Raw genomic sequence first — 16,733 nt, 5'->3', positions numbered from 1 at the left:
AATATTCAGCTTAGGGTTGTAGTTATAACCACTACTGCTATAAAACGCTCCTATTATAGATGACAATGCTTAAGCTATCTGGGCTAGAAAGGTAAACAAAAGCTAACGATAATCTTGTATATGAATATAGAAGATAAGGTTTTGACTAGAAAGTTATAAATTAAAAAATCTAGGCACAAGTTTAGCGCTAAAATCAAAGTCAGATTTTATTTTCACCTTAATTCTAAACAAGGATGTCTTTATGCTATTCAAACGCTTAGGCCTTGCCGCACTATTTAGTCTCTCTATCGTAGGCTGTACCACAGCGCCCAATACGCTTGCCGTTAACACCACTCAAAAAATTATCCAATATGAGCGCAATAAGTCTGATCTAGACGTCAAAACATTCACGCTAACTTCTGGCGACAAGTTAGTTTATGCCGAAAACGCCAACCTAACAGGCGAGCCACTACTTCTAATTCACGGTTTTGGTGGTAATAAGGACAACTTCACCCGTATCGCTGACGAGTTAGAGGACTATCATTTGATCATTCCTGATCTGCTGGGTTTTGGTGAGTCGAGCAAACCTATGAGCGCAGACTATCGCTCACAGGCACAGGCCACGCGCTTGCATGAGCTGTTGCAAGCTAAGGGATTAGCAAACAATATTCATGTCGGTGGCAATTCGATGGGCGGCGCGATCAGTGTCGCTTATGCCGCAAAGTACCCAAAAGACGTCAAGAGTCTATGGCTCGTCGATAGCGCAGGGTTTTGGTCAGCAGGCGTGCCAAAATCGCTTGAGGGCGCAACCCTTGAGAACAACCCATTGCTGATCAATAGCAAAGAGGACTTCTATAAGATGTACGATTTTGTCATGTATAAGCCTCCTTATTTGCCAAAGTCAGTCAAAGCGGTCTTCGCTCAAGAGCGTATCAATAATAAGGCATTGGACGCCAAAATCCTTGAGCAAATCGTCACTGATAGTGTCGAGGAGCGCGCTCAAATCATCGCGCAATATAAGATTCCAACGCTTGTGGTTTGGGGCGATAAGGATAAAGTCATCAAACCTGAAACGGTCAATGTGATCAAAGACATCATCCCGCAAGCGCAAGTCATTATGATGGAAGATATCGGTCATGTGCCGATGATTGAGGCAGTAAAGCAAACGGCTGAGGATTATAAAGGGTTTCGGGAGGGGGTTAGTCAGTAGTCAATTAGATTGGGTATTTCTTCTACAAAGTCTCAAAGCTGGGTTAAAAACCCAGCCTACATTAATCGAACTACAGCTCTGTCACCAAGCGATCTAATAACGCAATCGTACTTTCTTGTCTGACCTGCGCCACTCCTTGACCTGCCCATAAAGACTGATGCTCGGCATCGTCGTTTTTCTTTGCATGCGCGCGCAGCGCTTTGGTCATGGCGTTTAATTGCGGGTAGGGCGGTAGCTCATGAGCATTTTCAAATTGCGCAAAGTCGCGCAGATAGTCATTTAACAAACCGCGTGCCTGCTTGCCTGAAAACAGACGGGTTAAGCGGGTTTCGCTACTGCGCTTGCCCGTGCTGGCATCTAGTAAGGCTTGCTTATAAATATCATTGATAGCGCATTTATCTGTCGTCAAAAATGCCGTGCCAATTTGCGCCAGCTCAGCGCCAGCTGTTTGAATGGCTTTGATAGCTTGCCCAGTCATAATACCGCCTGCTGCAATCAAGGGAACATCGGTACAAGCGCGCGTTTGATCAATCAATGTCAGCAGCCCCATGGGGTCATTTGCGCTTTGTGGTAGCCAGCCACCGCGATGGCCGCCCGCTTCAACGCCTTGTACGCAGACGGCGTCCGCGCCAATATCCGCCCATGCTTTTGCCTCGTGAGGATGATTGGCCGTACCGACGACACGTGTGCCTAGACTCTGTAAGTGCTGCACTTGCTCGGCACTAATAATACCAAAGGTAAAGCTGGCGACAGGCACGGGGTTGTCATAGAGCACTTGTAGCTGGTCTGCAAACCTAAGCGCTGGTCGCTCAGGCAATGAGATGTCTATCTGGTTTTTTTGATAATATTCGTCTAACCAAGCAGGGATGTCGCTAGTAAAGGTATTAGACTCATGCTCAGACAACACCATTAAATTAATCATAAAAGGACGGTCGGTGCGCGATTTGATGGTATTGATTTGCTCGTTTAACACCTCAGGCGATGTGGTGCCAGCGCCCAATGAGCCAAGCCCACCAAAATCGCTCACTGTCAGCGCCAGCTCAGGGGTGGTCGCTCCTGCCATTGGTGCTTGAACGATAGGATGGGTTAACTGCAGATTATCTAGTAAGGACATGACGGGTCTCCTGTTGATTTTATACCAAACCAAAAAAGCACGATAAGTGGCGTTAAATCGCTCAGTCGCAAAATAAGGCAGCTGCGCTCATTTGTTCGGCCACTTCGGCTTTTGAAAAGGTATGGTTATGAGAGTAGCATGACTTACTGTAGCAAAGCTGGGCGCTCGGTGGGTGAGATAGTGTTTATTTAGTTGCTAAATAAGGACAGCAGAAGCACCGTAAATCGTCAAACAAGCTCAAGGAAAAACGATATAAAACATAAGGCCTACCGCAAAAAAAAGGTCAGATTTTAAACCTCTAAAGTCTGACCTGTAGGGATAAAAATCGCTTAGTTCAACTGCAGCGAGCCTTTGGCATGCATCAGCAGCGCCACCACATCATCGCCGCTAATCTTAGTAAAGCGGGTATCGATAGCAGTGTCTTCAATGCGGTTGTGCTCCATACACGCGCCGCACACGAGTACATTACCGCCTTTGTCGATAAAAGCTTCTAGCAATTCTTTAGCAGGTTTAAATGGCGCGCCGATATCGACGTTATCTAGCGCATTGGGCAGTGCCAAGTGCACCGCATCGACCATTAGGATGACCGAGGCGGAATGACCTTGTTCAAGCGCTTTGCCCGCCATGGTAAAGGCGAGGGTGATTTTGCTGGGATTGGACTCTGCGTTATCAAATAACGTGCCCACGTAGTCCGTGCGATAGTCCGTATTATTTGCCATGTTATTCTCCTTATGGACGATGTTGAGTAGTAACGTATGCCTAAGTATTACTATAGCAATTACTATACTTATTTATATAATGTCGTGTTGGCAAATAGTAGTCATAAGGTTACTCTCTGGTGACTTACGCTACCGCTTAGATACAGTTAAGGGGCATTGAATATTCACAAGCAGGTACCGCGCGATTGGTATTCATTTGTCTTGCGTGCTGTGCTGACGCCGACAGATGCTACGAAATATAAGCACCAGTAGCAGGTGGCACCACGTAACACCATGTCATACAGAGTATCTTGCATGCTCTTTTATTGAGGGTTGACTATCTGGGCGCTACGCTTGCGGCGGCCATGGACGGTCGGCATCACTGATGATCCACTCTGCCACGTAGCCTGTCGGCGGTAGCTGCCAGTCTGATTGCCCCATCACCTCTAGGATGCGCGCGGTTTTTATTACCTTGCCGCCTTCGGTGACGCCAGTACGCAGTAGGGCGGAGGAGCAGGGTTTGCCCTTGACCCACATTGACTGCTCGATATAAATCCAGCGCTCATCAAAGCCCACTACTCTGGTCTTGAGCGTGACTTTATCAAAGGCGCGAATACGCTTGCGGTATTGGATGGTACTGCCAGCGACCACCAAGCCCCAACGCTGTTTGAGCAGTTGACGACCCAGTCCGCTCCGTACCGCAAAGTCCGTACGACCCAAATCATACAGAGTGAGGACGCGGCCATTATTCATCTCAAGGAAGTTGTCGATATCTGACAGACGACAGCGAAAATGGATTTCGCTGGTATCTTTAAACGTTAAGGTATGGCCTCTTTTTACTTGTAGCGCGGCATGCGCGATAGTACTGGCATAACGAATAAATGGATACATAGGGCAGTCTCAAAGGGTCAATAGTCTTAAAAAGCCAGTAGTCTCAAAAGACAGGGAGTCAGGTAAAAGGTAACGCTGGCGGGATGTGATAAAACGCCGCCCGCTCGATTATCACGCTGCAGAAGGCACACCAATGTGTTTAAAGTACGCGCAGACGGTTTCGGGTAACCAATTGATATCAAATCGGGACTGTGTGTACAGAGGCGTCGATTTGTCTTTGCTCGTGCGATAACGAATAAAACCCACGTGCCCGCCGTGCTCAGTGTCCAAGATAGTGACAGTGTCCGATACGTCATTTTCTGTGGCGGTAAAGCCCAAGAAAGGATCGTCTTTGGCGCTGATGAGCAATAGTGGGCGGGTGACATTGATAAGGTGAGGCAGAGCAGAGGCACTATAGTAATAGTGATTGTTTGAGCGGTAGCCGTGGCGCGGTGCGGTGAAGATATCATCAAAATCGCTGATACGATTGACCGCTTTGATCGATGCCATCTCCTCTGGGCTGATGTCGTTGGCGAGAGCTTTTTTGATAATGGGGTTGAGTAGATATGGCGTATAAATACGATGGCTCAAAAAACTGTGCATACTAAGCGCTGCTGACGACATATCGACTGGTGCTGAGATCACTGCAGCGCCTTTACATAGCGCTTGGTCGCCATATTCGCCTAGGTATTTTGCCAAGGCATTACCACCAAGTGAGACGCCAACGGCATAGATATTGGCATACTGCTCGCGCAGCGTTTGTAGCATATGATGCACCTCATCTGTGTCGCCAGCGTTATAAAACACCCGGCCTTTTGCTGGAATGCCGCCGCAGCTACGAAAGTGGGCGACGACGAAATGCCAGCCCTGCGCGTGTATCTGATACGCCAGCGCGCGCGCATAGTGACTGTCACTACTGCCCTCCATGCCATGAAACAGGACAATCAATGGGGTCTGATGAGGCGTCTGATCCGCTGACTCTGTGAGCGGATGCGCATCATAAAAGTCATAAGCGATGTCTGTCTCGCCTAGAGAGTCTGGTTTGATGACGCGGCGATAAGTAGGGGACTTGGGCGCAAAAAACTTCGGCAAGATGCTTTGTAAATGTGGATTGCTTAGCCAAAATGGCGGCTTAAATGGGGTAGGAGAAAACGCGGTATCAGGGCTACTAGATGTGGGCATAAAGGCTTCTTATTTAACAGTTATTAAAATTATCGTTAAAATCATCTTTAACAATCAATGCCTTATCATACCGACGGCTGTGGCCAAAACCAATGCTTTTCAGTGAACGCTCAGTGAACGTATGATTACTCAAAATTTATGATGACTCTAAGACGCGCCCATCCATCGCTAGCCGTTCTTTTAAGTCGGCAATATCCGCTTGGGCGAGCGTCGCGGTCAGCATGACTTGCTGGCTATAAGCGACATCCTCAACCTGCCCGCCCAAATCCTCAATCACATAGCGGCACTGAGCTTCGGTGGCAAACGTTGCGACTATCTGCACCTTCGCCATCGGTATATAAGGGCTTAGTGTCATTTGGTCGACGGCCGCTTGTGCTGAGCCAGCATAGGCGCGAGTCAGGCCGCCGGCCCCGAGCTTGATACCCCCAAAGTAACGCACCACCACGATGATGACGTTGCCGATAGACTTATGCTGTAGTACGCCTAGTATCGGACGGCCCGCCGTGCCATTTGGCTCGCCATCATCATCAAAGCCTGCGCTGGTGGTGTTGTCAGGGTCGCCGATGATATAGGCCCAACACCAATGGCGCGCATCAGGATATTGCTCGCGCAGTTGTTCCACGTGAAACATCGCTTGCTCACGCGAGTTGACAGGATAGGCATGAGCGATAAACTCAGATTTTTTGATTTCTAAACGCGCAGTGACGGCGTGTTTTAGCGTTTGATAGCTCATATTGCATCGATGGTACACTTAGGGTTAGATGGGATATGTTAAACTGACACCACTATAACAAAACCCTATATGACTAAAGGTAGTAAAAAGTATGCGTCTCGATAAATTTATCAGTAAAGCCACTGAGCTGTCGCGCAAAGAATCCAAAAAGATCTTGCACGCCGGCGAGGTGACGGTAAATGATGAAGTGGTCAAAGACCCAGGCCTGCACGTTGATGTGCTCAATGATGAGGTAATGTGGGTCGGTGAGTCGCTATCTGTGGCGACAGGTAACCGTTATATTTTATTGTACAAGCCTGAAGGCTTTGAGTGTACGCTAAAAGCCAAAGAGCATCCGATTGTCACTGAGCTGATTGCTGTGCCTGAGCTTGCCAGCTTGCGTATCGCAGGCCGCCTCGATGTCGATACCACAGGCGCACTCCTACTGAGTGATGATGGCAGCTGGCTACACCGCGTGACCAGTCCCAAGCATGAACATGCCAAAGTCTACGAGCTGACACTAGCCGATCCTATGGACAGCGACGCGCAAGCAACCGCTGTCAAAAAAGTAGCAGAGGGCATCTTGCTCGACGGCGACTACGAGCCGACCAAACCCGCTACGCTAGCGTTCATCGATGAAACTCACGCGCGTCTGACGCTTGAGCAGGGTAAGTATCATCAGGTCAAACGCATGATGGGATATTTTGGCAATAAAGTCGTTGAGCTGCACCGCGCCAGTATCGGTCATATCACGCTTGATGGGTTAGAAAAAGGCGACAGTCGCTTTTTGAGCGCAGAAGAAGTGGCCAAATTCTAACATTGAGTTTGAGTGCCGACTGGCCAAAGCGATAACACGTCACTAAAGACACTTCATCAGCAGCCACGTTATGTGTGCTGCTTTTCTTATGAAAAAATCATCTACGGCCGCTTGTGTGTTGCCTATCTCTTAAAGCTGGGTAGCAATTTTGCAAACTTGTGCCCTGAGCGCTTTGCAAATACCCTTCTTGTGCTAAAGTCTTTTTATTCTTTTTACTTTGTTTTTTTACATAATATGGTTATCTTTATTGATAGCCGTTTTTGACAAAACTGTTTTGATAGCGCCTGTGGCAGCACACGTAAGTAATACGTGCCGACGCCTTATTAGCAGCGATTCGATAGTGATGTATATCGCTGTTTGTTTGATGAACGTTTGCTATCAATCTACCAAATAGGATGGTCTTTGTGAAACTCCCTGTATTAAAATTTACCAGCTTGATGGCGGCCATGCTACTTGCTGCCACCGCCTGTGCGCAGCCGAGCGCCACCGACGTCAGCAATAAAAAGCCCAATCAAATGCAATCAGCAGGCAGTGTGAGCCAAACGCTCGATAATCAGCTGCGTGAGCGCTTGACCCAAGCGGGTATCAAAGCCCAGATTACGGCGATTGTGCCATCGCAGCTGCCCAATATGTATCAGGTCAGTCTCGCCGGCCAGCCGCCACTACATATCACCGAAGATGGCAAGTATGTCATCCAAGGCGAGCTACAAAAAAACCCCAGTAAGCAGGTGATGACCAAAACCCCTGCCCGCAGCCGTAGTGAGCAAGCAGGGCAGCCGGTGAGCGCCGAGACCAAGTCGGCTATCCTTGCCAATATGAGCGCGCTCAAAAACATGAGTGCCAAGACGCCGTTTTTTTATACCGCGGTGCCAGGGGTGATTTGGGGCGCGACGCTAGAGGGCGTGCCGTTTTTATTGTCCGATGATGCGCAGTACATCACCGACGGCGAGATATCTGTCATCGAAAACGGTCGATTTATGGGATTAGATGAAACCTTTGAGCAGCGCAAAAACCAGTCAGTCTTTCGGGGGTTAGACCGTCAGCAGCTGATCACCTATCCTGCCACCACCACCGAAAAAGCGGTGGTTTATGTGGCGGACGATGTCAACTGTCCTTATTGCCGCCGCTTCCATCAGCAGCTACCGATGCTCAATGACAAAGGCGTCACGGTGCATATTATTGGTTACCCGATATATGAAGCATCGCCTGAGCAAATGCGTGCTATCTGGTGTCAAGGCAGTGAGGATAGCCGCCGCCAAGCGTTTGACAAAGCCATGCTCCAAGGAGAGATGACGCCTGCCCCAGCAAGCTGCCAAGCCAACCATCTGACCCCCAATCGCGAAAAAGCGGCAGGGCTGGCCGTGATGGCGACGCCAGCAATCTACCGTGAAGACGGCGTGCTGTATCAAGCAAGTTTTGAGAGTCCGGAGTTTTTAGAGTTTTTGGGTGTGGAGTAAATAGATGAGCGGTCGCACGCCATAAACGCTGTGCGCTTTTGACTTATAATCGACAATAATCATAAAAACCGCCCTATGATATGGCTCATAAGGCGGTTTTTTGGTGTTTGTTTTATCTGCTAGATTCAGTTTAAACGTGTCGTAGCGCTAGTGCTCTCAACCAATAATGACACGGCGCTTATCCCATATTGATAAAAAGACGCCTATGGCAACACGATATCGACGATTTTCCATTCAATCAGACCTTGCCGCTGCATCTCAATGGTCAGCGGATAGCCTTTGATCTGTCCGCTGATGGTAAAGCAGTTGATGCCACAATAGCTCAGCGCTGGTTTGTCACTATCATTGCCTTGCACGGCTTGCTTTTCTAGCTCAGCCGCTTGTTTTTGCATGACCTGTTGCATTTGATCTTTGACCACCGCATCGATATCACCGCGATGAATGATGAGGTTTTGAATCAAGTTTTTTAGATTGACCTGATTGCTGGCGATGGCCCACGCCGCCGCCAGCTCTTTGGTCGCGGTATTGGCTTGACCTTGGGTGTTGATGACGGTTTCGATATTTTGTGGGGTGATGGCACCATTGACGGCCTTTATGATAAAGGTGTTGGCCGCTTGTATTAATGGCTCGCCGCCGAGCTCGGCCACCAACGGATAGCTGCGTATGGTGGTCGCAAATTGACTGGTGAGCTGGGTTTGTACGCTTGGCTTGACTTGCTCGTAGTCGATGGCGGCCGCAATCGTCGCACCGTCTTTGGCATCATAAGCGTTTTTGAGCTGATAGGCACTGTAATAAGGCGAGCCTGCATAAACTGTCACCGCGATGACGATCAATAAAACCAACAGCTTTTTCATAAAAAATACTACCTTATCGCCAATCTAAAAGCCTAAATTTAAATGCGTACGAATATGGCGATAAATACTAGCATGATGGTCTGCCAAAAAGGTATAAAAACCTTTGTGCTATTCTTAACGAACTCTGTTTTGGGCGCTCATTATCCTCTGTCCGACAATTTCACCCCCAATGCGCTTGATAAATCACCTTGCCATCTCCATAAATAGCGCAAACTTTTAATAATTGATTTGGCTAAGCAGCACCCCGCCGCATTCGCTTGTACGATTCAGACGATTCTCTTCTTTGCTTTTTATTGTCTCGCCATGTTTCATGTGAAACATTACTGCGAGTCTGAATAGCAACAGACGATAATTGCTATGGGTTGATGAATCGATCGATCGGTGGCCCTGCGAAGACGATAGGAGAGCCCATGAGTAAGCGCGATTTTTATGAAGTATTAGGTGTCAGTAAGACCGCTGACAGCAAAGAAATTAAGCGAGCCTACCGCAAGCTGGCCATGAAATACCATCCAGATCGCAACTCTGATGACCCTGATGCCGAAGAAAAGTTCAAAGAAGCATCGATGGCGTATGAGGTGTTGAGCGATGAAGAAAAGCGCTCAGCCTATGATCGTATGGGTCATTCGGCGTTTGAAAACGGCATGGGCGGCGGCGGTTTTGGTGGCGGCGGCAACTTCCAAGACATCTTCGGTGATATCTTTGGCAACTTTGGCGATATCTTTGGTCAGTCGCGCGGCGGCGGTGGTGGTCGCTCGCGTCGCGGCTCGGACTTGCGTTATGTGATCGAGCTCACCCTCGAAGAAGCGGTACGTGGTACTAAAAAAGAAATCAGCTTTACCGCGCCTGCGCCTTGTGACACTTGTGACGGTAAAGGCGCAAAAGACGCCTCTGACGTGGTGACGTGCCAGATGTGTCATGGTCAAGGCCAAGTGCGTATGCAGCAAGGATTTTTTGCCGTACAGCAGTCCTGCCCGCAGTGTGGCGGCTCAGGTAAGCAAATCAAAAACCCATGTCCTGACTGTCATGGTAACGGCGTCAAAGACAAGTCACGCACGCTGGAAGTCTCTATCCCAGCCGGCGTCGATGATGGCGACCGAGTTCGTCTCGCAGGCGAAGGCGAAGCGGGCGGCTCTGGCGTACAAAATGGCGACCTGTATGTTGAGGTGCGCGTCAAACCTCATGACGTCTTTACTCGCCAAGGCGCGGATCTATATATGGATGTGCCCGTCAGCATCACTGATGCCGCTTTGGGTAAAGAAGTGGAAATCCCAACTTTGGATGGTAAAGTCAAAATCAAGGTCGCTGAAGGTACGCAAAGTGGCAAGCTGTTACGCGTGCGTGGCAAGGGCGTGACGCCAGTACGCACCACCATGAAAGGTGATCTGATCTGCCGTGTGGTCATCGAGACGCCTGTGAACCTAACGCGTGAGCAAAAAGACCTATTGCGTCAATTCCAAGACACCCTAGATGGTGATAGCAAGCATCAGCAGTCGCCGCACAAAAAGTCTTTCTTTAAAAAGATCGGCGATCTATTTGATTGATTAAAGGGTTTTCATCGCGTTAATCACGCATGTGGCTTAACGATTCGATATCAGACCCCTAGTGTTTCACGTGAAACGCTAGGGGTTTTTTAATGGGTGTATAAAAAGCCACCCACGTAGGGATATTTGCTAAACTTAGGATAAATGGCCTATAAATATCACCGTGCTAAAAACATAAGTATCTAGGATAAAACATGACTCAACAAACCAAAAAACAAACACAAGAACAAACCATCAAGGTCGGTGTCATCGGTGCTGGTGGCCGTATGGGACGCATGCTCATCGAAGCGGTACAAGAAAACTCACAAACGATCCTGAGCGCCGCGATTGAACGTCAAGGCTCAAGCCTTGTCGGTGCAGATGCGGGTGAGGTCGCGGCGATTGGTCGTTTAGAGGTGCAAATCGTTGATGATTTAAAGGCAGTGATTCATGACATCGATGTGCTGATTGATTTTAGCTTGCCCGATGCCACTGAGCAAAACATGCAAGTCTGTGCGGCAAATAATGTTGCGATGGTGATTGGCACCACAGGTTTTAATGAGCAGCAAGAGCAAGTGCTAAAAACTGCCAGCGAGCAAATCGCTATCGTCTACGCAGGCAACTATTCGACTGGTGTGAATTTATCGCTAAAGCTGCTTGGTATGGCAGCCAAAGCCTTTGGTGATGACGCCGATGTGGAGGTCATCGAAGCCCATCATAAGCACAAAATCGATGCACCATCGGGCACCGCCTACATGATGGCAGAAGCAGTGGCCGACGCGCGCGGACAGAGATTAAAAGACGTTGCTGTCTATGGCCGTGAAGGGCAGACCGGCGAGCGCGAAGCGGGTAGCATTGGCATTCATGCGATACGCGGCGGTGAGATTATCGGTGATCATACGGTGATGTTTATCGCTGATGGTGAAGTGGTCGAGATTACCCATCGCGCCCGTGCACGTATGACCTTTGCCGCTGGTGCAGTACGCGCTGCAACTTGGGTAATTGAGCAGGGCGCTGGGCAATATAATATGCAAGATGTACTGGGTTTAAATGAGTAACTCTGACCGTGCTTATCTTAAAGCGCTTAGTTGGGTGGTAGCGACTGTGATGGTGGTCAGACACAGTCGCCGTGTCATTGATAGCCGTGCTATTTATAAAAGCCTACTAGCCACGGCTGTTGGTATGACGGTGCCGCTGGTGGCTGTCCAAGCGGCGACTTATGAGACTTATGTCATTGATACCTATGGTGGTCAGGCACTCATACCAGCGGTACGCCAACAGCTAGAGAGTAGCCGCGACGGTGGTACGGTGACCAGTTATCAAGACAAGCTGGTCATCCGTACCACGCCTGCCAATTACCAACAGCTGCAGCAGCTACTGCTTCAGATTGATCGTCAGCCGCAAGCGCTCACGGTGACGGTACGCGTTGGTAATGACCGCCAGTCACAAGGTAGTATCCAGCAAGGTCAGGTTATTATTAATCATCGCGGTATTCAAGGGGCAGGTGTTATTTACCAGCAGAGCAGTCAACAGCAAGGTAGTAACTTATATCAAGTCCAAACGCTGTCGGGCAGTGCGGCCAGCATCAGCACAGCTACCCTGTATTCATTAAACCAAACCTATATTGCCAATGGCTATCCGAATCATCATCATCCTATAGGGCAGATTGTGATTCAGCAGCAGGTATTACTACCAACGACACAAGGCATTGAAGTGACGCCAAGGCTATTACCAAGTGGGCAAATCGAAGTAAGATTAGTCCAAGTTGCAGAGCAGCTCGAGCGCGACCATTCTGCTGATAACCGATACAACGATTACAATCATCGCATGCACGGCCAAAGGCTTGCTAGCACGATGATCGTCCCGCGTGGGCAGTGGGTCACTATCGGGGAAATCTCACAAAGCAATCAAACCCAAAGCTCAGGTTATGGTAGTCATAGTACGCGAGATAGCAGCAACAACATACCGATTTCATTATTGGTACAATGAGTGGTCGTCAAAATATCCGGTAGTGCTCACGCTCGGTCGTGTCTTTGATATTTTAACCATGAGCAAATCTGCACAAAAAAACGCGGCACTGCTTATCACAGTGCCGCGCTTTATGATGGATACCAACACTCTAAAAGCTAATCAATATAGACCACGTCTAACGGCGGAAAGCCATTAAACTCGACCGAAGAATACGAGTTGGTATAAGCGCCTGTGGTCAGCCAATAGATTTTATCGCCAATCTCCAGCTCTTCTGGTAGCTGATAACCCGCTTCTTCGTACATGATGTCGGTTGAGTCGCACGTCGGGCCTGCCAGTACCACGGTGCCTTCGCTTGTTGACGTTTCCATTTTTGGCGTATACACAGGATACTTAATGGCCTCGCCCAACGTCTCAATCAGACCTTGGAATAAGCCCACATCGGTATATACCCAGCGAGTGAGATCCGTATGCGACTTACGCGAGATCAGTACCACATCACTGACCAACACGCCTGAGCCGCCGACCAATGAGCGGCCTGGCTCAAGGATAATCTCGGGCATCTCGTCTTCGTTATAGTCATCGGTGAGATAACGCGTGATCTCTTCGGCATATACCCGAATCGGGTTGACCTCGCTGATATAATTGGTCGGAAACCCGCCGCCTAGGTTGATCATTTGCAGTTTGATATCTTCTTCGTTTTTCATCCAGTCAAACATATATTTGACCTTAGCCAGCGCGTCATCCCAAGCGGCCACGTCTTTTTGCTGGCTGCCGACATGGAACGAGATACCATAAGGCACCAAACCCAGCTCACGTGCCTGAATGAGTAGATCAATCGCCATATTCGGATGGCAACCAAACTTGCGTGACAGCGGCCATTCAGCGGTTTCCGACCCTTGTACTAAGATGCGTACAAACACTTTAGCACCGGGCGCATGCTTGGCGATGTTTTTTAGATCCGCTTCTGAGTCAGTTGCATATAGCTCGATACCTTTATCAAAGGCGTATTTGACGTGCTCGGCTTTTTTGATGGTGTTGCCATACGAGATGCGTGATGGCTCAACGCCGCAATCAAGCACGCGGTCCAGCTCATAGATGGAGGCGCAGTCAAAGTTTGAACCCAGCTCTGCCAATAGCTCGATGACTTCAACCGCTGGGCTGGCCTTCATGGCATAGTGAATTTTTGCTTTTGGAAACAGACGGACCATTTCAAGATACTTGGCTTTGATACGACTAAGATCCACCACCAAAAATGGGGTTTCGCGACCTTCAGCAGCTTTGGTAAATTTCTGCCAAGCGGCAGGGTCAAAATATTGGTCAATTTTGATCATCGTCATATAAAAAACCTTTGATAAAAGCGATTAGCAAACACGCTTGGTTTATGCATTAGTGGTTTGCGGCTGTTTTTCAGCAGCATGCGCGCCTTGTTTTTCGCGGATTTTGAGTACTTTACGTACTTTATCGCGGGCTCGCGTTTGCTTGAGACGAGACAAGTAATCGACAAAGATGACCCCATTTAGGTGGTCCATTTCGTGCTGAATACATACTGCGAGCAGGCCTTCGACCTCTTCGTCTATCTTGTCGCCATTTTCGTCTAGAGCCTCGATGCGAACCTTGGTCGGGCGTTCGACTTTGTCGTAGACATCTGGCACTGACAGACAGCCTTCTTCGTACGGTTGTTTTTCTTCGACCAGTGGCGTCACTTTTGGGTTGATAAACACGCGCGGCTGGCTTTTATCTTCAGATAAATCCATGACGATTAGCTGAATATGGCGATCCACTTGACTGGCTGCCAAACCGATACCTTGGGCATCATACATGGTCTCAATCATATCGGCGATCAAGGTTTTGATTTCAGCAGTGACTTCCTTGACAGGCTCAGCGATCGTACGCAAGCGCGGATCTGGATAGTTTAAAATAGGGAGTAATGCCATAATGCTTACCTCAATGCTAAGGATAAAATAGGGTATATATTATAAGGTAAATGGGGACAAAAGTAATGCTTATCAATACTTTCCCCGTATGTTCGGGGGCGTAAGAGTCAAGGCCTGCGCATAAAAAAAGCCCTGCTGATCGCAAGGCTTTTGGGTAAGAGATCATGCTTTTGCTTGATAGGTTTTGATTGATAGATTGTGCTTAAAAGTATCTTTTCTATCAATGCAATTTTATCAAATTCTCTGCATCAAATTCATTGAGACGCATCTCTTATACGCGGCGCTTATTGACGATCATCTCATACAAGAACAGTAAGATGATAGCACCGATGACAGAGAAGATAAGACCCATAAAGCCGCCGTCGGCATCGATACCGATCAGCCCTGCAATAAAGCCGCCGAGCATCGCCCCGACGATACCTAATACAATCGTCATAATCCAGCCCATGGGATCGCTACCTGGCTTAATAGCACGTGCCAACAACCCTGCGACCAAACCGACAATAATCATCCAAATAAAGCTCATATTATTCTCCTAATTTTTTATCATTTATAATTGCGTGATGTGCTTTGATGAATTTATTGTAGTCATTCTAAGGATTGAAGAGTAAGCACAAAATGTTATCTGTGTATGGGCTCTGTGAGGAAAAACCGCTATTTGCTATCAAGCAGAGGAAATAGGTAAACGAAAGGTTACAAAGGTAGTAAAGTCGCTAACGGGTGGCAAAGATATGGACTTAAGTAAAAAATGATAAACATCAGACAAAAAAGCGCCGTTTATCATCAATAAACAGCGCTTTGGGTATGTGATAGGCAACTTATAATAGCGTCGCATCTAAAAATCAGATATATGGCTATCAAGTCGCTCAATGAAAGATTGTTTTTCTCGCGTGCTGCGCCTATCGCTCGCGTAGGGCGGTGAGTAGTCGCTGATGAATCCCTTCAAAGCCGCCATTAGACATAATGACGACCGCATCACCTGCCTGCGCATGCGCACAGATATGCTCAATAATACCCTCAATACTACAAAGTACTTGCTGATGACCGATGGTACTATCTTCGGCCATCGCGGTATCAATAACTTCTTTAAGTCCCCACTCCAGACCAGATGGCTCATACCAAAGCGTATCGTCGGCTAGCGCCGCTGACTGTGCAAGGCTGTCTTGATGAATGCCCATCTTCATGGTGTTGCTACGCGGTTCGATGATAGCCCAAATGCGTCGGTCTGCCAGCTTCTTTTTGGCACCGTCTAAGGTGGTGGTGATCGCAGTTGGATGATGGGCAAAGTCATCAAAAACCAAGATATCATCGACATTACCAATCAGCTCCATACGGCGCTTGATACCCGCAAAGTCTGATAGAGCAGCACACGCGGTCTCTACACTCACGCCCACATCGTAGGCGGCGGCGACTGCGACGAGGGCATTGTTGACATTATGCATACCGCTCATCGACCACTCTACAACCGCTGCTGCGTCATCGGCAGGATAGCTGAGCTGAAAACGACTACCGTCAGCGGTTAATAGCTTAGCATGCCAGTCGCTACGAGCCGTGGCGCTGTCTGAGGCAGTGATATTTGTATCATCAATCGCGGTGCGCCAGACGGGCGTCCAGACGCCTTTTGCCAAGGTGTCCTCTAGGCTGGCTGTGGCGGCAGGCATGATGATTTTACCCGTACTAGGGATCATGCGCACCATATGATGGAACTGCGTTTGAATTGCATTGAGATCGGCAAAGATATCGGCATGATCAAACTCAAGGTTGTTTAAGATAGCCGTACGCGGACGATAATGGACGAACTTAGAGCGCTTATCAAAGAATGCAGAGTCATACTCATCGGCTTCGATGACAAAATAGCCGCCGTTTTTATTCTTACTGTCTTTATTCGCTGCAAGTTTGTCTGCGCCAAGATAACTGCTGTGGGCAAACACTTGCTGCAAGTGCGTATCAGGCGTATCGACCAGTGGCACGCCGCCGATCAAAAACCCTGCATCGATACCAGCATAGTGCAGTATCCAAGCGAGCATCGTCGTGGTCGTGGTCTTGCCGTGCGTACCGGCTACCGCGATGACGTGACGCGACTGCAATACTTGCTCAGACAAAAACTGCGGACCTGAGGTGTAGCGCAGTCCTTCGTTTAGCAGGTACTCGATGACATCCATACCGCGTTTCATGGCATTGCCTACCACCACTAAGTCTGGCGCCGGCTGTAAATGCTCGATCAGGTATCCTTCTTCGATGACGACGCCGGCATTTTGCAGCTGGGTCGACATCGGCGGATAGACATTGGCGTCGGAGCCGGTAACCTTGTGCCCAAGCGCCCGCGCCAGCAATGCCAGCGACCCCATAAAAGTACCACAAATGCCAAGGATATGAATATGCATAGACGTTCCGTACGTGCTGAAGTAAAAAGGT

Annotated in this window: 16 protein-coding genes; 6 read left to right on the top strand and 10 right to left on the bottom strand. The window is 48.6% G+C overall.

What is annotated here, in order from left to right; translation table 11 throughout:
* Positions 1 to 241: 241 nt before the first annotated feature.
* Complete coding sequence (locus R0I52_RS03290; protein ID WP_317053143.1) at positions 242 to 1,189, top strand: alpha/beta hydrolase; 948 nt, start codon at positions 242 to 244, stop codon at positions 1,187 to 1,189.
* A gap of 70 nt (positions 1,190 to 1,259) precedes the next feature.
* Here the strand turns inward: R0I52_RS03290 and R0I52_RS03285 are convergent, their stop codons facing one another.
* From R0I52_RS03285 to R0I52_RS03265, 5 genes are all read right to left on the bottom strand, one after another.
* The gene (locus R0I52_RS03285; RefSeq protein WP_317053142.1) at positions 1,260 to 2,303 is read right to left on the bottom strand and encodes a nitronate monooxygenase; all 1,044 of its coding nucleotides are present in this window, start codon (positions 2,301 to 2,303) and stop codon (positions 1,260 to 1,262) included.
* A 329-nt stretch (positions 2,304 to 2,632) separates the two neighbouring features.
* A complete protein-coding gene (locus tag R0I52_RS03280; RefSeq protein WP_207969013.1) occupies positions 2,633 to 3,022 on the bottom strand; it encodes a DsrE family protein in 390 nt (129 codons plus the stop codon).
* A gap of 327 nt (positions 3,023 to 3,349) precedes the next feature.
* Positions 3,350 to 3,892 (bottom strand): acyl-CoA thioesterase, encoded by a 543-nt coding sequence (locus R0I52_RS03275; RefSeq protein ID WP_317053141.1) that lies wholly within the window; start codon positions 3,890 to 3,892, stop codon positions 3,350 to 3,352.
* Positions 3,893 to 4,003: 111 nt separating this feature from the next.
* Positions 4,004 to 5,053 (bottom strand): YheT family hydrolase, encoded by a 1,050-nt coding sequence (locus tag R0I52_RS03270; RefSeq protein ID WP_317053140.1) that lies wholly within the window; start codon positions 5,051 to 5,053, stop codon positions 4,004 to 4,006.
* Positions 5,054 to 5,189: 136 nt separating this feature from the next.
* The gene (locus R0I52_RS03265; RefSeq protein ID WP_317053139.1) at positions 5,190 to 5,786 is read right to left on the bottom strand and encodes a YigZ family protein; all 597 of its coding nucleotides are present in this window, start codon (positions 5,784 to 5,786) and stop codon (positions 5,190 to 5,192) included.
* A gap of 91 nt (positions 5,787 to 5,877) precedes the next feature.
* On the opposite strand from R0I52_RS03265, the gene R0I52_RS03260 reads away from it, so the two are divergent.
* Together R0I52_RS03260 and R0I52_RS03255 are read left to right on the top strand one after the other, a co-directional pair.
* A complete protein-coding gene (locus tag R0I52_RS03260) occupies positions 5,878 to 6,582 on the top strand; it encodes a pseudouridine synthase (protein ID WP_317053138.1) in 705 nt (234 codons plus the stop codon).
* A gap of 404 nt (positions 6,583 to 6,986) precedes the next feature.
* The gene (locus tag R0I52_RS03255) at positions 6,987 to 8,039 is read left to right on the top strand and encodes a disulfide isomerase DsbC N-terminal domain-containing protein (RefSeq protein WP_317053137.1); all 1,053 of its coding nucleotides are present in this window, start codon (positions 6,987 to 6,989) and stop codon (positions 8,037 to 8,039) included.
* Positions 8,040 to 8,242: 203 nt separating this feature from the next.
* On the opposite strand, the gene R0I52_RS03250 is transcribed toward R0I52_RS03255, so the two are convergent.
* Entirely contained in the window at positions 8,243 to 8,893 is a 651-nt protein-coding gene (locus R0I52_RS03250; protein WP_317053136.1) for a DUF2939 domain-containing protein, read from the bottom strand.
* A 410-nt stretch (positions 8,894 to 9,303) separates the two neighbouring features.
* Here R0I52_RS03250 and dnaJ point away from each other — a divergent pair, with 410 nt between their 5' ends.
* The 3 genes from dnaJ to R0I52_RS03235 all read left to right on the top strand — a co-directional run bounded on the left by dnaJ (position 9,304) and on the right by R0I52_RS03235 (position 12,402).
* Positions 9,304 to 10,434, top strand: a complete 1,131-nt coding sequence (gene dnaJ / locus R0I52_RS03245) for a molecular chaperone DnaJ (RefSeq protein WP_317053135.1) — start codon at positions 9,304 to 9,306, stop codon at positions 10,432 to 10,434.
* 194 nt (positions 10,435 to 10,628) lie between these two features.
* Positions 10,629 to 11,471 (top strand): 4-hydroxy-tetrahydrodipicolinate reductase, encoded by an 843-nt coding sequence (gene dapB / locus R0I52_RS03240; RefSeq protein ID WP_317053134.1) that lies wholly within the window; start codon positions 10,629 to 10,631, stop codon positions 11,469 to 11,471.
* Positions 11,464 to 12,402 carry a hypothetical protein gene (locus tag R0I52_RS03235; protein WP_317053133.1) on the top strand — a complete coding sequence of 313 codons (939 nt, stop codon included), beginning with the start codon at positions 11,464 to 11,466 and terminating at the stop codon, positions 12,400 to 12,402. The genes dapB and R0I52_RS03235 overlap by 8 nt, the downstream gene beginning before the upstream one ends.
* Before the next feature lie 137 nt (positions 12,403 to 12,539).
* On the opposite strand, the gene R0I52_RS03230 is transcribed toward R0I52_RS03235, so the two are convergent.
* The 4 genes from R0I52_RS03230 to mpl all read right to left on the bottom strand — a co-directional run bounded on the left by R0I52_RS03230 (position 12,540) and on the right by mpl (position 16,702).
* Complete coding sequence (locus R0I52_RS03230; RefSeq protein WP_317053176.1) at positions 12,540 to 13,715, bottom strand: type III PLP-dependent enzyme; 1,176 nt, start codon at positions 13,713 to 13,715, stop codon at positions 12,540 to 12,542.
* Between the two features lie 48 nt (positions 13,716 to 13,763).
* Positions 13,764 to 14,318, bottom strand: a complete 555-nt coding sequence (def, locus tag R0I52_RS03225) for a peptide deformylase (protein ID WP_317053132.1) — start codon at positions 14,316 to 14,318, stop codon at positions 13,764 to 13,766.
* A 271-nt stretch (positions 14,319 to 14,589) separates the two neighbouring features.
* Positions 14,590 to 14,844, bottom strand: coding sequence for a GlsB/YeaQ/YmgE family stress response membrane protein (locus R0I52_RS03220; protein ID WP_317053131.1), 255 nt, complete (start codon positions 14,842 to 14,844; stop codon positions 14,590 to 14,592).
* Between the two features lie 373 nt (positions 14,845 to 15,217).
* Complete coding sequence (gene mpl / locus R0I52_RS03215) at positions 15,218 to 16,702, bottom strand: UDP-N-acetylmuramate:L-alanyl-gamma-D-glutamyl-meso-diaminopimelate ligase (RefSeq protein ID WP_317053130.1); 1,485 nt, start codon at positions 16,700 to 16,702, stop codon at positions 15,218 to 15,220.
* Positions 16,703 to 16,733 lie beyond the last annotated feature (31 nt).

This window comes from Psychrobacter sp. CAM01 (assembly GCF_032842965.1).
Lineage (GTDB): Bacteria > Pseudomonadota > Gammaproteobacteria > Pseudomonadales > Moraxellaceae > Psychrobacter > Psychrobacter celer.
Note: the sequence above shows the minus strand (reverse complement) of the source record. Positions and strands in the feature narration are given on the sequence as shown.